The sequence below is a fragment of the Marinisporobacter balticus genome, from assembly GCF_004345705.1.
GTDB classification, from domain to species: domain Bacteria; phylum Bacillota; class Clostridia; order Peptostreptococcales; family Thermotaleaceae; genus Marinisporobacter; species Marinisporobacter balticus.
Genome location: NZ_SLWV01000027.1, coordinates 20,351 through 36,496, shown reverse-complemented (window position 1 = coordinate 36,496; position 16,146 = coordinate 20,351). Strand labels below are relative to the sequence as shown.

Genomic DNA, 16,146 nt, shown 5'->3' with positions numbered 1-16,146 from the left:
ATTATCATGATGACGAAAAAAAGAAATGTAATTTTAGTTACAGACGGAGATTCCGTTGCGCAAAGGGCTGTTGAAAAAGCAGTGAAAAACATTGGTGCAAGATGCATATCACGATCAGGAGGAAATCCAACACCTATACAAGGAGCAGAAATTGTAGAATTAATAAAAAGTGCAAAATATGATCCTGTGGTAGTGATGGTAGATGATAAAGGCTCTCCAAGTACAGCAGAGGGGGAACGGGCTTTATATGAAATAGCAAATCATCCAGATATTGAAGTTTTGGGTGTGATTGCTGTAGCTTCAAACACACAAGGAGTAGAAGGGGTTAAGATAGATTGTTCAATAACTTGTGATGGAAAAATCATTAAAGATTCTGTTAATAAAGCTGGAGCACCAAACAAAGGGGAAATCCTATATGGGGATACAGTAGATATTATTGATAAATGTAATGTTCCAGTAATCGTTGGTATTGGAGACATTGGAAAAATGGATGGAAAAGATGATTGTGAAATTGGTGCACCGATTATCACAAAAGCCATGGAAGAAATACTAAATAGGAGTGGTTATTTAAATGGAACTAAGGAGGAATTTAAAGGAAAATTTAGAAATCCTCGATGAAGAACTAGGTATTGAGAAAAGTTTCGATGTTGTAAACCGCGAAATTATAATAGGAGATAAAAATGCGTCATTACTCTTCATTGATGGTTTTGCAAAAGATGATATTATGGTTTTTGTAATGGAAATTCTCCAGAATATAGATGAAAAAGATTTTAGAAGAGATGCTATAAAAAAATTAATCAAACAAAAGATTCCTTATTTAGAGGTTGAGGCAAGTAAAGATATAGAGCAAATTAAATTTATGATTCTTTCAGGGGCTTTAGCTATCTTACTAGATGGAGAAGAAGAGGGGATCATATTAGATGTACGAACATATCCAGTTAGAGGACCGCAAGAACCAGATTTAGAGAGAGTGACAAGAGGCGCAAGAGATGGATTAACAGAAACGATTGTTTTTAATACTGCATTAATAAGAAGAAGAGTTAGAGATCCTAAGCTTAGATTTGAGATCACCAAAGTAGGGCGAAGATCACAAACAGATGTTGTGGTAGGATATATAGAAGATATTGCAAATCCAAAACTTGTACAAGAGATAAAGGATAAATTAGATCAGATTGATACAGATGCATTAGAGATGGCAGAAAAAACTTTAGAGGAATTTATTTTGGGAAGAAACTGGAATCCGTTACCTCAAGCAAGATATACAGAAAGACCAGATGTGGCTGCTACCCATTTATTTGAAGGGCATATTATTGTTATGGTGGATACAACACCTAGTGTGATGATCTTACCAGTGACCATATTTCATTTTACCCAACATGCAGAAGATTATTATCAAAATCCAGCAGTGGGGACATATATGAGATGGATCAGGTTAATGGCTATGGTTTTATCTTATATAGTACCACCCTTGTGGTTAGTTTTAGTTTATAATAAAGGAATCTTGCCTAGTTGGTTAAAGTTTATTGGACCAAAGGAAACTGGAGAAATTTCTTTGTTTTTACAATTTGTTATTTTAGAAATAGGGATTGATATTTTAAGAATCGCGTCTATTCATACACCTAACGCTTTGACGACATCTTTAGGGATCATAGGAGGATTAATTCTTAGTGAATTTGCTGTTAAGGTTGGATGGTTTATTCCAGAGACTGTATTATATATGGCTATTGCAAGTATTGGTATGTTTGCTACACCAAGTATTGAGTTTTCTATGGCTATAAGGATCTTTCGAATGATTTTACTCATATCAACTGGATTGTTTAAAGGGATAGGATTCTTCGGGGCGCTTTTAGTTACATTTATTGTATTATTTACAACGAAATCTTTTGGTGGTGTAAGATATTTATGGCCATTGATTCCATTTAACAAAAGAGGACTCGCAACAGTGTTATTCCGTAAACCTATTCCAGAAGTACGGTACCGACCAGATTTTTTACATACAATAGACAGAGATGCTGCACCACCAAAGGATGAAACACCCAAATAAAAAAGAAGGCAAAGTGCCTTCTTTTTTATTTGGGTGTACTAATGATTGGATTTTATTCAGGATTTACTGGAGGAAATTCAGTATCTACTGGAGGAAATTCATCATTATTATTATCTAAGAATGGATCAGTAGGAATATCTATTGGTGCATTTGTAAATTCATTATGATCGGGGCAGTACTCCGTAGGTGCTTCGTAGATATAATCACCTGGAACAATACCGCCATTGTTAGCAGGGACATATGGTACAGGTCGTTTTGTAAATACACGTTTTTCTATTAATGTTGGCGGACAATAAGGGGTAGCCAACTTATTTGTGCTTGTATCTACTTCTAATTCGATATGTACATCATCATAGGTTTTAGGTTCTGTGCCCTTAACAAAGTATCTACTGGCAATAGTACCACGGGGATCACGCCTACTAAGATCAGTAGGAAGCTTCCCACTTTCTGTATCTATTTGGACAGAAATAACATTTTTAGGTTTTATAAAATTTTTTGTAGGAAGATCTTTGTGGATTTCTTCCATTACTTTTTTCCAAAGCTCTAGTTTTTTTGTTCCAGCTTTACCGTCTAATTCGATTTGAAGGTCATTTCCAATCCAAACAGCACCAACATAGTATGGGGTATATCCAACAAACCAAGCATCATAATTATCTGAAGTCGTACCGGTCTTTCCAGCAACAGGAATGTTCGGATTGCTTAATTTTGCTCTGTGGGCTGTTCCACTACTTACAACAGTTTTCATCATATCGGTTACAATAAATGCAACTTCAGGACTGACAACCAAATTTTTATAACTTTCATTTTCTAAAATAACATTTCCATCTCGGTCTGTAACTTTTATAAATGACTTTGGCTTGATATAGACACCTTCATTTGCTAAGGCACCATAAGCACCAGCCATCTCGAGTGGGCTAATTCCCTGGGTCATACCTCCAAGGGCCATAGCCGAAAGATTCATATCACTATAAGCACCACTTTCTTTGATTGTAGTGATCCCCATTTTTTTTAAATAATCTATAGAAGTCTGGACACCTATTTGTTCAGCAATCTTTACAGACATAACATTCATAGACCACTGAAGACCTTCGCGTAATGTAGATAATCCTCTAAATTTTCTATCCCAGTTTCTAGGCCATGAGCGACCCTTATTGTCGTAATGAGGTACATCATCTACAATAGAACCTTCTGTCCAACCATTATCAAGAGCGGGTGTATAAACAGCGAGCGGTTTTATAGAAGAACCTGGTTGTCTTGGCGCAATGGCTCTATTATATAATTTTTGACCACTAACTTCTCTACCACCAACAAGCGCTTTAATATCCCCTGTATGCTGATCCATAATCACCATTGCAGATTGCGGTTGTACAACACCTTTACTACTAATAGAATAGTCTTCCTTTGCAATTAACAGATTATTGTTTGCATCTTTTGAGAAAAATTGTGGCTTAGCAGTGAAGAATTCTTTACTAACAACAACATTTTTATTATCATCATATCGTTTGTATTCACTTGGGATTTTTACACTACGTCCTTTAAACATTAATATTTCTTTTTGTTCATTTTGTTTATAAGCATCGTTTACAGAAAGTTGAATGGCTTTCATTATGCCATCTTCATATAAGGGTGTAAAATTTAATCGTTTTCCTTTAAAAAGAATTAAATTTCCTTCTTGATCGTATTGATAGTCCACTTTAGGAATGACTAATTGTTCACTAGTATTGATAAGATTCGTATACTTATATAATAATACAGTATTATTCTTTTTAGCCAATATATTACCAGCGCTATCTTTTCTAGCTTTTATACTAGGGAAATTTTTACTATCTTCATAGGCTGCTTCTAACGTTTTTTGTATATTTAAGTCTATGGTACTATAAATTCGAAGCCCTTTATTATATAACATATTGCTTGCTTCTTCTTCTGTTTGGTCTAATTGCTGCATAAGGGCTTCTAAAACATCACTTTTTACTTTGTCACTAAAGAAAGAAGAAATTCCATAAATTTGCTTTTTTCCAGGTTTCAAGTGAGTTTTCAAATCTTCATTAAGTGCCTGATTATATTTTTCATCTGTAATTTTGTTTTCATTTTTCATTATTTTTAAAACCAATTGCTGTCTAGGCTTATACCTTTCATCAAAGACAATTGTATAAATTTCATCACTATCGTCTATAATAAAATGTTTATTTGGATCAACATCTTCTTTTTTGAGTGTTTTTAATGGAGAATACTTAGAAGGATTTTTTACGATACCTGCTAAGAGTGCACATTCTGCTAAATCTAGTTCGCTTACGTCTTTTGAAAAATAAGTGTATGCAGCACCTTGTACACCATTTGCACCACTACCCATGTATACGGTGTTTAAATAAGCTTCAAGAATTTCATTTTTTGTCAATTTTTGATTCATTTGAATGGCATAATAGGCTTCTTTTACTTTTCTTTCAATCGTTTTTTCATTTGATAAATAAAGATTTTTAACCAATTGCTGGTTAATTGTACTAGCTCCTTGTACAGCGCTACCAGCTTTAAGATCTTCCCATAATGCTTTTACAATTCTTTTGGGGTTAATCCCATTATGGGTCATAAAATCTTGATCTTCGATGGCGATGAAAGCATTTTTAAGGTTTTCTGGAATCTGGTTATATTTTACAATTGTTCTTAAACCTTCGCTTTCTACTTTTTCAATAATTTTGCCTTCACTATCATAAATAAATGAATTTTCATCAAGCAAAGTATACATTTTACTAAAATCTACTGGATCCGTAGATTTTATCATTGCGAAAACCCATCCAAATAGTACACCACCTACAATAAAGGTAGTTAATAAGATGATAAGAATAAGTATTTTTATAATACTTATTTTTTTCTTTTTCTTCTTCTTTTTCGAACGGTTCGGTTTACGTTCGTTATTTTCTGTCAAAGTAAATCCCCTCCCAAATATAGAAAGAAAAAAGTAAAAAAACTGGACATAACTATAGATAATTATATCATATGAATAAGGGAATGTTAATTAAAAAATAGACTCATTTTATTGATGTGAATATAGAATAGACAGATTTGTGAATTATATTATTTTTTGTTATGATCATTATAGATCTTTTCAAATAAATTTTCTACTATAAAAAGCCAGTTAAAACTTGTGATAAGGAGAAGGTAAAATGAAATACGAAAAAGGAAATTTATATATTGAACATGATTTTGAAATAAAGACAATAAGAGAAGAAGATAATGATATGGACATACTCATTCCTATAGAAAATAGAACCTTGAATTTATATTTAGAGGATGGCGTGCCATATTTAAAGCCTAGACTTCAATTTTCTATGGTAAGAGGAATAATGATTCGATTTTGTACTTTGAAAAATCATGATCATTGTACGATTCATATATTAAGGAATATGGATATACATGCTGCTATTATGAACTTTGAAATGGATTATAAAAATCACTATATAGATTTAAAAAAACAAGAATATTGTGTAGAAATGAGACTTTTAAAGCGGATATAGAAAAAAATAGATACTTTTCTATGATCAATTTAGACCAATAAAAAGCTTGACATGAAAAAATGTCAAGCTTTTTATTGATGATTCATTTGTGAAAAGAAAGCCATAGCCATCTCAAGGCCTTTTACAAGTTCTGTTTTTACAAGGTTTAAGTTTTTTTCTTCAGAACCTTCTGCTACAGTAATCCTACATATGTTTTTGCCAATTTCAACTTCGATAAAATCATCTTTCAATAAAGATGAAGCAGCATCTTTTAGCATTGATCTTATTTTGAGATCTTGTAAATAAGATTCAAATTGATTTTGTAAAGCAATTAAAATTCTCTTTTCATCGTCTAACTTAACATATTTTACAAATTGATTTAAATTATCCATAGATCGATCCTTTCTAAGGAATAAATAAAAAATAAATTCCTTCTGTCTTTATAAAATTCAATTCGACTATTATTATAACATTTTTAAATAAAAATGTCCTTAAAAGATATCAAAAAATAAAGTTTGTGACAGTATAAGTGGACTTTGTTTTATGTTGCATAAGATAAAAAAAGATGATATAATTACATGGAATTTTAAAACGAGTCTTTAATTCAGTCCAGAGAGACTGGCAAGATGATGAAATATGCTTATGTTTTTTATATGCATAACTTCTTGTCAGTAGACAAGAAGTTTTTTATTATTAAAAATGTTACCTTTTAATTTGGTCCAGAGAGGCTGAAAAAGGGAGAAAAGGTAGGATACTTTCTCCTGAGAAAATCCAAAGGAGGTTTTTTTATGTCAGAAAATGTATTAGGTAAATCAAATGTAAATGCAAAAAAAGAGGAGATGGGTTTAGAATCAGTAAAGAAAGTGATTTTAGCAATGCAGCATTTAGTAGCAATGTTTGGAGCCACTGTTTTGGTACCTATACTTACAGGTTTTGATACATCTGTAGCACTAGTAGCAGCTGGAATAGGAACGCTAATATTTCATTTAGTTACGAAAAGAAAGGTACCTGTTTTTTTAGGATCATCTTTTGCATTTATTCCTGTTATTTTAACGGTTAAAGAAATGTACCATGGAGATTTGGCATATGTGCAAGGTGGAATTATTATCGCGGGACTTTTATATGTAGCCATGTCTTTTGTGATTAAAAAAGTCGGTGTTGATATAATAGAGAAATTTTTACCTGCTCAAGTAGTAGGGCCCATGATTATAGTAATCGGGTTAAATCTTATACCTGTAGCATATGGGATGGCAAAAGCAAATTATATGGTTGCAGGGATAACGCTTTTAGTAGCACTGATAATTACATTAAAAGGAAGAGGCTTTTCAAAGCAACTTTCTATTTTAATAGGTGTAGTAGTAGGGTACTTGATTTCTATTAAAATAGGCATTGTTGATATGAGCGTTATGAAAGAAGTGCCATGGGTTGCAGTGCCAAACTTTTCACTGCCAAAGTTTGAAATGGGGGCTATTGCCATGATTGCACCTGTTGTACTTGCAGTATTTATGGAACATATAGGGGATATTACAACAAACGGACAAGTAGTAGGAAAAAACTTCATTGAAGATCCAGGTTTAAATCGTACGCTTTTAGGAGATGGATTGGCAACCTTATTCGCAGGTTTTATAGGAGGACCTGCAAATACTACCTATGGTGAGAATACAGGCGTTTTAGCAATCACGAAGAATTATAATCCTGCTATATTAAGAATGGCTGCAGTATTTGCAATCCTATTAGGCTTTGTTGCAAAAATTGGCGGTTTTTTAAGAACCATTCCAGTGCCTGTAATGGGTGGAATCAGTTTAATGCTTTTTAGTATGATTTCATTAATTGGCGTAAAGACGATGAAAAATAGTAAAGTAGCATTTAATATGAAGAATGTAGTGGTTATGGCATCAGTTCTTATATTAGGACTTGGCGCTTCTACGATTGAAAAGCATTTAGGTGTACCAATAGGAATTCCTATTACATCAACCGTAAAAATAACAGGTTTAAGCTTTGCAGCAATCGTAGGTGTAACATTAAATGCACTACTCAATAAAAATAAATAATCAAAAAACATCCCTTCTTATAGAGGGATGTTTTTGATTATTGAAACATATAAAATAGACCATAAAAAAAATTCATAGAGAAATCATTGTTGATATAATAATGGATAATTAAATAGATAAAAAACAACCCAATAAAGGGTTCAGCCATATTTGATGAAAAATGATTAATACAAATCGATACCGTTTATCCGTAAAAGGATAGAAGCGCTCAATACCGGTAATTGTCTTATTTAATATCTTGTATCTAAAATCTGATTTTCAGAATGATTTATTAATTTAGGGCTTTGTTCTATTCAATGACAATTTCTTTTGAACTTTCCCAAAGACCATGAAGATTACAATAGCTTAATGCATAAAGGATACCAGAAGTTTGTAATTTTACATTTGTAGATACACAAGGTTCAGTAAAAGCATTACCTTCTCCATGTGCTCTAAATTCATAAGTACCAAGTTCTATAGGAAACTTTCCGGTAGCTGGCAAATAGAAGAGCTTAAACCATGCAATATGGTGTTCTAATGTATTGGGATGTTTAATTGCATCACCGATAGAAATTTTGATTTCTGTTAATGTATCAGAGGTGATCTTTTCAGGAGCATGAATGACAGGTACATGCTTTTCACCTTTCCAATCTCCACTTTGTATCATTTGTTTTAATCCATCCATATAAAATTCTCCTTTAAGTTTGATTTTTTATTAATATCTGCTTTATATATATACCCAAATTTTTTAAAAATAACACTTTATTTATAAAATTTTTATTTTTTACGTAGTAAATAAGGAATATAGAAAACTTATTTTTAGGTATCCCTAAATAAACTTAGGATGATAGAGGGTGCGCTGTACTATAATTTTAATAGGATTATTACTGCTGGCTATAGGAAAAAAAGAGAGAGGATCGGCGTACATTGAAATTCATAGAAAAATCGTTTATAATTAGCATGGAACCGGTAACATTATGCGCGTTTATATGTTCAAATGTATAGGAGGAACAAAAATGGCGGTTACAATAAATGATATTGCTAAAAAAGTAGGCGTGTCTCGTGCAACAGTATCAAGGGTTTTAAATGATTCAGGGTATGGTTATCGTTCCAGAAATAAATGATCCATTTTTTGGAGAGATCATAAAGGGGATCAGTGCATTTTTTATGGTGATTATAGGTATGAGAATGCTTATGAAATTACAAAACAATGACACTTTTGCCAGAACTTGTATTAAAAGGATCAGAAAAATATATAAAAAAACAAATGTAAGAGTATGCAATTTGCATTTTTAATTCAATGTAAACGATTACATATGATAAATCAAGTCAAATATAGTTATAATATTTACATAATAAAAGGAGAGGATTCAAATGAAAATCCAAGAATTTATTGATCATACTTTATTAAAACCCCAAGCAACGGAAGGACAAATAAGGAAAGTTTGTGCTGAAGCTAGAAAATATGGATTTGCTTCAGTATGTGTAAATGCATATTATACTTCATTCGTAAGAAAAGCATTAGAAGGAAGCGATGTGAAAACTTGTGTAGTTGTAGGGTTTCCGTTAGGTGCTACAACAAAAGAGGTAAAAGCTTTTGAGACAAAGCAGGCTATTGAAAATGGTGCAGAGGAAATTGATATGGTAATCAATGTAGGTGCTTTAAAAGATGAAAAATATGATGTAGTAAAAGAAGACATAAAGGCAGTTGTTGAAGCAGCAAAAGGAAAAGCACTTGTAAAAGTAATTATAGAAACATGTCTTTTAAATGACCAAGAAAAAGTGAAGGTATGTCAAATAGCCAAAGAAGCTGAAGCTGATTTTGTAAAAACTTCAACAGGATTTTTAACAGGTGGTGCAACCATAGAGGATGTGAAATTAATGAGAGAAACGGTAGGACCGAATATGGGTGTTAAAGCTTCTGGGGGCGTAAGAACAAGAGAAGATGCAGACCGCGTTATTCAGGCAGGGGCTAATAGAATTGGAGCGAGTGCTTCTATTATAATTACTGAGGGAATGAAGGATGCAAAGGCGGGCTTGGAAGGGGGCAATTAAAATGAGAATGGTAGATATGATTCAAAAGAAAAAGCATGGAGAAAAACTAAATAAAGATGAGATCGATTTTATTGTTAGGGGATATACAAATGGTGAGATACCAGATTACCAAATGTCAGCATTTTTAATGGCCGTATGTTTTCAAGGAATGAGTAAGGAAGAAACATCCAATTTGACGATTGCTTTTGTAAACTCTGGAGATCAAGTTGATTTATCAAAAATCAAAGGGATAAAAGTGGATAAACATTCAACAGGAGGGGTAGGAGATAAAATAAGCTTAATTGTAATCCCGCTGGTAGCTTCTGTAGGTATTCCTGTTGCGAAAATGTCAGGACGCGGTCTTGGACATACTGGAGGAACGATTGATAAATTAGAAGCAATAAAAGGTTTTAAAACAGAGCTAAGTGGAGAAGAATTTATTACTAATGTAAATGAACATAAAATGGCGATAGTAGGTCAATCGGAAAATCTAACGCCAGCAGATAAAAAAACATATGCACTTAGAGATGTAACTGCTACTGTAGACAGTATCCCATTGATCGCAAGTTCAATTATGAGCAAAAAGATTGCTTCAGGAGCAGATGCAATTGTACTAGATGTAAAAGTAGGGTCGGGTGCTTTTATGAAGTCTGTTGAGCAAGCGAAGGAATTAGCTAAAACGATGGTTGACATCGGAGAAGCATTAAACAGAAAGACAGTTGCAGTTATTACCAATATGGATCAACCACTAGGACATGAAGTAGGTAACGCAAATGAAATTAGGGAAGCAATAGAAGTATTAAGTGGAAAGGGTTCACAAGATGAAGCTACTGTAGCATTAACCATAGCATCTTATATGACAATGTTAGGTGGCGCATTTGAAGATTTTAATACTGCATATAGTGAACTGAGCGAGATCATCAAGTCTGGAAAAGCCATAGAAAAGCTAAAAGAAATGATTAGAATACAAGGTGGCGATGACACTGTCGTTGATAATCCAAGTAAACTTCCAAATGCAAAGTACCACATCGAGGTAAAAGCAACAGAGAGCGGATATATAAACGCTATTAACGCAGAAAGTATTGGAATCTCAGCAATGCTATTAGGAGCAGGACGAAAAACGAAAAGTGATGTAATAGATTATGCAGCAGGAATAACGATTAATAAGAAAATTGGTGATAAGGTTGATATCGATGAAACATTATGCATCTTGCATACGAATTTAAAAGAAAATAAGCAAGCAGAATTAACAGCTAAAGGGGCATTTTTCATCAGTGAAACGAAACCAGAGCCAGTAAAACATATATATGAAATTATAGCATAGAAAATAGACCCTTATTGGAAGGGGTTATTTTTTTTAGGTGAAGTAAATAATAATTCACTAACCTGTTTTATTATTTATACGCTGTGTATTTTGCTATTAAACGCAGGTAAATGGATATGAAGATCATATACAAAAATGATATTGCAAGTGATATAATATACATGTATTTCCAAAAAAGAACTGTAGGTAGAAGAAATGATAACAGGAGAACTTAAAGGTAAGATAGATAGGGGAGATTTTTTGGACGGGTGGTGTTACAAATCCGCTAATAATGTCGTTTTAGAATTTCTAAGAGATGAAACATTAAATATTAACCAAATGGAATTTGTTAAACTTATTGTGAATTACATTATTGATAATAGAATTATGGATATGACTATGTTTGAGAGATATCGGGTCAATAAGTTTGGGAGCGCATAGTAGGCTTGCTCAAAGATAAAAAAGATGTTGTTCAAAATTTGATAAAAAAAGTCAAGCATGTTAATGATAATGCTGATGAGATTATTGCTTAACATTATTTTCAAAAATGAATTCAAAGAATGGAGCAATAGATTTTAATGAATAAGGATTATATAGGGTAGGTGATATACTCACCTACCCTATATAAAAATTTATACATTAGGAATGTTTTTCCCATAAAATATTTCAGTCATTTCTCTATTTAACTTTTGTATAATCGCTTCTTTTTCTTTTTTCGTTAAATCATTTTCATTAATGTCAAATAAATAATTGTCGAGTTTAATATCGTTTAGTTTCATCTTTGTGTGAAATATATTGGATTGGAAGATATTCATATCAATTAAACTATATCGATCAATTGTCCTTTTGGCAATAAAATTTTGGATAGAATTAATTTTATGATCAATAAAATATTTTTTACCGCTAACATTTCTTGTGAAGCCTCTTACCTTATAATCTATGGTGATAATATCAGAATCAAAGCTATCTATTAGATAATTTAATGCTTTTAATGGAGAGATTGTCCCACAAGTAGCAACATCAATATCGACTCTAAAGGTACTGATATCGTTTTGAGGATGGCTCTCGGGGTATGTGTGTACTGTTACATGACTTTTGTCTAAATGACCTACAATGTTTTCACGCGTTGGTGTGATAATGCCTTTATTGCATGATGGATCAAGAACATATAGAGGAACTTCCTCTTCAGAAATGAGTAAAGTGACACTTGCACCCTGTGGATCATAATCTTGTTTTGCAACATTTAGTACACTTGCGCCTATTGTTTCAGTTACATTGTTCAATATATTCGTTAATCTTTCAGAATTATATTGTTCATCAATATATTCAATATATTTTTTTTGGTCTTCCTCTGTTTTTGTATAACAAATATCATAAATATTAAAGCTCAATGATTTTGTTAAGTTGTTGAAACCATATAATTTTAGTTTGTTTTTTGCGTATTTTGCCAATTATCATTCCTCTTTTCCAATTAAAATATTATTTATATTAAAAACAAATTACTGATAGGAAATTATATTCTAAAATATAGTGTGAAACATGGTTTGAAAAGACTATTTTACAATTATACTATATCTATTATTAAAAATTTTAACTAAAATGTCAAGTATAAAAAACATGGGTTTTTGTTACATTTTCAATGAAATATGCATTAATGGAGGGTCTGAAAATATTACCGAGGAAATAATATCTAATCAATGTCTTTAATATGCGTGAGTTAAGCGTGAAAATATTCATAAAAACATAAATATCTTTTAGGGAAATTTTAAAATACTCAAATTTAACATGAATGAAGAGAGGGGGCGAAATATTATGGCAAAAAATATGGTATACTGTAATAATAACAATTTCATTTTAACTTATACAAGTATGGAGATGATGATATGAAGATGTGTTCTATGTGCAAAAAAAATATAGCGATTGTGTTTGCATCACAAATTGAAAATGGAAAATCTGAGATGAAGGGTTTATGTATAGAATGTGCAAAAAAGATGGGTATTCCTGTCATAGATCAATTGATGCAACAAACTGGCATATCAGAAGAAGATGTTGGAAATCTAGCAGAACAAATGAAGGATATGTTTGAAGATATGGATATGGAAGCATTAGAAGGGGATAATCCATTTGTGAATATGATGAATGGTTCATTTCCATTCATGAAAGATGTGAACCATCAAACAGAGAAGGAAGATACGAAGGACTATGTTGCGCATGATAAAGGGAAATCCAATAACGAGATAAATAATAAAAAATCTATAAAGAAGAAAAAACATTTAGATCAGTATGGGATAAATTTAACGCAAAAAGCAAAAAACAATGAAGTAGATCAAGTGATTGGAAGAAATAGAGAAATCGATCGGGTCGTACAAATATTAAACAGGCGTACCAAAAACAATCCTGTACTTATTGGCGAACCAGGAGTTGGAAAAACGGCGATTGCAGAAGGATTAGCTGTGCGCATTGCGAATAAACAAGTGCCAACAAAACTTTTTGATGCAGAAATTTATCTTTTAGACCTTACGGCTGTTGTAGCAGGGACACAATTTAGAGGACAGTTTGAAGGACGAATGAAGTCAATCATAAAAGAAGCAATGGATTGTCAAAATATTATCCTAATCATTGATGAAGTACACAATATTATGGGTGCAGGGGAAGTTCATGGCGGAGTCATGAATGCTGCAAATATTTTAAAACCTGCTCTTGCAAAAGGGGAAATACAAGTGATTGGGGCAACAACTTTTGAAGAATATAGGAAACACATAGAAAAAGATACGGCCCTTGAACGGAGATTTCAACCTGTGTTGGTGGAAGAACCTACCATAGGCGATACGATAGAAATCTTAGAAGGGATTAAAAAATATTATGAAGATTATCATGAAGTGAAAATATCTACAGGAGTCATTGAAGCTGCTGTAAATTTATCTGAACGATATATTACAGATCGGTTTTTACCGGACAAGGCAATTGATGTAATGGATGAAGCGGGTTCTAGGGTAAATTTAAAAAATCAAGGGTTGCTAGAGATGGAAGCCTTGAAAGAAGATTTTAAAAAAATTCAAGAAGCTAAAGAAGAAGCAGCATTTGGTAATGACTATGAAAAAGTTGCGAAATGTAAAATGGAAGAATTTAAAATTCAAGAAAAGATAAATGAAATAGAAAAAGAATGTAAGGCAGAGATTACAGTAGAAGATGTGGCAGCTGTTATTGAATCTTGGACAAAAATTCCAGTTCAAAGTATCACACAAGAGGAAGCAAAAAAACTTTTAAATCTGGAAGAACGATTGCGTAGACGGGTTATTGGGCAGCAAAAGGCTATTGTAAGCTTAGCAAGAACCATACGACGTAATCGATCAGGTTTTAGAAAAAAGAAAAAACCCTCTTCCTTTATTTTTGCAGGACCTACTGGGGTAGGAAAAACAGAATTGGTTAAGACTTTGGCTTTTGAACTTTTTGGTAGTGAAGAAGCGATGATTCGTGTGGATATGTCTGAATATATGGAAAAGCATACGGTTTCTAAGCTAGTGGGAGCACCTCCAGGATATGTAGGATACGATCAAGGGGGACAGCTTACGGAAAAAGTAAGAAGAAAACCTTACTCAGTGATTCTCTTAGATGAAATTGAGAAAGCCCATCCAGATGTGTTTAACATGTTACTCCAAATTCTTGAAGATGGTAGACTTACAGATAGTCAAGGAAGACTGGTATCCTTTGAAAACACGGTGATTGTTATGACATCTAATGCAGGGACGAATTTAAAATCTAATGGTATTGGCTTTGGTAGTGACGGAGATGATGCCTTAGAAGGTCATGTGCAGGATGCACTTCGAGAAATTTTTAGACCAGAGTTTTTAAATCGAGTAGATGAAACAGTTGTGTTTACAAAATTGAAAAAAGAAGAGCTGAGAAAAATTATTGAGCTTATGCTTCAAGAAGTAAAGGATGAGGCAAAAGAAAAAAGCATTCATATAGAAGTTTCAGATAAAGCAAAAGGTTTTTTACTTAAAAAAGGGTATGATGAAAAATATGGTGCAAGGCCTTTAAGAAGAACTATTCAAAGGTATGTTGAAGATGAAATTGCCGAAAAATATCTATTAGGAGAGATCAAAGAAGGTGCAAATGTAAAAATAGAACTAGAAGATGAAAAGATTGTATTAAAATCCATCATAAAAAATATACTTGATAAATAAGAACGAAAAACAATCCGAAAAAATGATTTTGGATTGTTTTTTTATTTTTGAAATACACATAATAATCTTAGGATTAGGATAAAAAGAATGAGTAGGGATGTTAAGAAGGGATGGATAAGGTTGTGAAGAAGATTATTTGTGTGATATGTATGTGTTTATTGATTGTTTGCGGATGTGTCGAAAAAGAATCTATAGGAAATAGTATTTCTAAGGATGCTCAGACTGCGATTTATAATGCAACTATGAAACGAGATATTTTGTGTATGATGATGGCTTATCCACAGTATATTACAAATGTAGAACAGAGAAATAATGGGGATGTCTATGTGGTAATGAAATCGAACAAAAAAATACTTTATGACGATAAAAAAGAAAAGAATATTCAAGAAAAATTAAACAATCCAGATCTGCAAGATATGATGGAACAAATTTATCCACTCACAGATATTAATAGATTGATGGAGAAAGATTTTGACCCTGGACGTATTCGGGTATATCCATTATTAAAAGAGGTATATGGAGTCTCAAAAGAAAAGGTCACATCGAATCTTACAAATGTAAAAATTGGATATAAAAATTACCCTTTTAATCAAAATAATAAAGCTGCTGATGCACTAAAATCAGCTATAAAAGAGCTTACGGCATTGACACAAACCAAGAATGGGATCTATTCATTTATCTATCCCATAAGTGGTACTTTCAACTATCGATGTATTGCAGGAGCCAATCGATTAAGCCCACATTCCTTTGGAACTGCAATTGATCTTTCAAGAGATCAAAGAGATTATTGGAAATGGACTTCAAAAGAAGAAGGTGAGAAGCGATTGGTATCCTACCCAAGAGAAATTGTAAAAATATTTGAGAAGCATGCTTTCATTTGGGGTGGTAAATGGGCGCATTTTGATATCTTGCATTTTGAATATAGACCAGAGTTGATTTTAAAGGCTCGTTATTTTTCAGATAAAGGACATGTAAAAAAAACATGGTACGATGGGATACCTTCTACAAATGAATCGGTTAAAGAAATGATTGCGTTAATTGATAAAGTGTTGAAATAAAA

Annotated in this window: 14 protein-coding genes; 10 read left to right on the top strand and 4 right to left on the bottom strand. The window is 32.5% G+C overall.

Annotated elements, in window-relative coordinates; all coding sequences use genetic code 11:
- Positions 1–9: 9 nt before the first annotated feature.
- Both EV214_RS14955 and EV214_RS14950 read left to right on the top strand, forming a co-directional pair.
- Positions 10–618, top strand: coding sequence for a stage V sporulation protein AE (locus tag EV214_RS14955; RefSeq protein WP_165916402.1), 609 nt, complete (start codon positions 10–12; stop codon positions 616–618).
- Entirely contained in the window at positions 572–2,044 is a 1,473-nt protein-coding gene (locus tag EV214_RS14950; RefSeq protein ID WP_132247185.1) for a spore germination protein, read from the top strand. The genes EV214_RS14955 and EV214_RS14950 overlap by 47 nt, the downstream gene beginning before the upstream one ends.
- 52 nt (positions 2,045–2,096) lie before the next feature.
- On the opposite strand, the gene EV214_RS14945 is transcribed toward EV214_RS14950, so the two are convergent.
- Entirely contained in the window at positions 2,097–4,964 is a 2,868-nt protein-coding gene (locus EV214_RS14945) for a penicillin-binding protein 1A (RefSeq protein WP_132247183.1), read from the bottom strand.
- Positions 4,965–5,202: 238 nt separating this feature from the next.
- Between EV214_RS14945 and EV214_RS14940 the strand changes: the two genes are divergently transcribed.
- Entirely contained in the window at positions 5,203–5,553 is a 351-nt protein-coding gene (locus EV214_RS14940; RefSeq protein WP_132247181.1) for a hypothetical protein, read from the top strand.
- Positions 5,554–5,624: 71 nt separating this feature from the next.
- Here EV214_RS14940 and EV214_RS14935 read toward each other — a convergent pair whose 3' ends face one another.
- Complete coding sequence (locus EV214_RS14935; RefSeq protein ID WP_132247179.1) at positions 5,625–5,924, bottom strand: hypothetical protein; 300 nt, start codon at positions 5,922–5,924, stop codon at positions 5,625–5,627.
- A gap of 447 nt (positions 5,925–6,371) precedes the next feature.
- Here EV214_RS14935 and EV214_RS14930 point away from each other — a divergent pair, with 447 nt between their 5' ends.
- Entirely contained in the window at positions 6,372–7,583 is a 1,212-nt protein-coding gene (locus EV214_RS14930) for a uracil-xanthine permease family protein (protein ID WP_334295690.1), read from the top strand.
- Between the two features lie 289 nt (positions 7,584–7,872).
- On the opposite strand, the gene EV214_RS14925 is transcribed toward EV214_RS14930, so the two are convergent.
- Positions 7,873–8,247, bottom strand: coding sequence for a class II SORL domain-containing protein (locus EV214_RS14925; RefSeq protein ID WP_132247175.1), 375 nt, complete (start codon positions 8,245–8,247; stop codon positions 7,873–7,875).
- 331 nt (positions 8,248–8,578) lie between these two features.
- Here EV214_RS14925 and EV214_RS14920 point away from each other — a divergent pair, with 331 nt between their 5' ends.
- The 4 genes from EV214_RS14920 (at position 8,579) to EV214_RS14905 (ending at position 11,340) form a co-directional block, all read left to right on the top strand.
- Positions 8,579–8,686 (top strand): LacI family DNA-binding transcriptional regulator, encoded by a 108-nt coding sequence (locus EV214_RS14920; protein ID WP_132247173.1) that lies wholly within the window; start codon positions 8,579–8,581, stop codon positions 8,684–8,686.
- Positions 8,687–8,936: 250 nt separating this feature from the next.
- On the top strand, positions 8,937–9,617 hold the full coding sequence (gene deoC / locus EV214_RS14915; protein ID WP_132247171.1) for a deoxyribose-phosphate aldolase: 681 nt from the start codon (positions 8,937–8,939) through the stop codon (positions 9,615–9,617).
- Between the two features lies 1 nt (position 9,618).
- The gene (locus tag EV214_RS14910) at positions 9,619–10,920 is read left to right on the top strand and encodes a pyrimidine-nucleoside phosphorylase (protein WP_132247169.1); all 1,302 of its coding nucleotides are present in this window, start codon (positions 9,619–9,621) and stop codon (positions 10,918–10,920) included.
- Positions 10,921–11,160: 240 nt separating this feature from the next.
- Positions 11,161–11,340, top strand: a complete 180-nt coding sequence (locus tag EV214_RS14905; protein WP_132247167.1) for a hypothetical protein — start codon at positions 11,161–11,163, stop codon at positions 11,338–11,340.
- A gap of 191 nt (positions 11,341–11,531) precedes the next feature.
- Here the strand turns inward: EV214_RS14905 and speD are convergent, their stop codons facing one another.
- Positions 11,532–12,350, bottom strand: a complete 819-nt coding sequence (gene speD, locus EV214_RS14900) for an adenosylmethionine decarboxylase (RefSeq protein WP_132247165.1) — start codon at positions 12,348–12,350, stop codon at positions 11,532–11,534.
- 432 nt (positions 12,351–12,782) lie between these two features.
- Here speD and EV214_RS14895 point away from each other — a divergent pair, with 432 nt between their 5' ends.
- Together EV214_RS14895 and EV214_RS14890 are read left to right on the top strand one after the other, a co-directional pair.
- Positions 12,783–15,086: an ATP-dependent Clp protease ATP-binding subunit gene (locus EV214_RS14895; RefSeq protein WP_132247163.1), complete on the top strand. Its 2,304-nt coding sequence runs from the start codon at positions 12,783–12,785 to the stop codon at positions 15,084–15,086.
- Positions 15,087–15,196: 110 nt separating this feature from the next.
- A complete protein-coding gene (locus tag EV214_RS14890) occupies positions 15,197–16,144 on the top strand; it encodes a M15 family metallopeptidase (RefSeq protein ID WP_330571323.1) in 948 nt (315 codons plus the stop codon).
- The last annotated feature ends 2 nt before the right edge of the window (positions 16,145–16,146 follow it).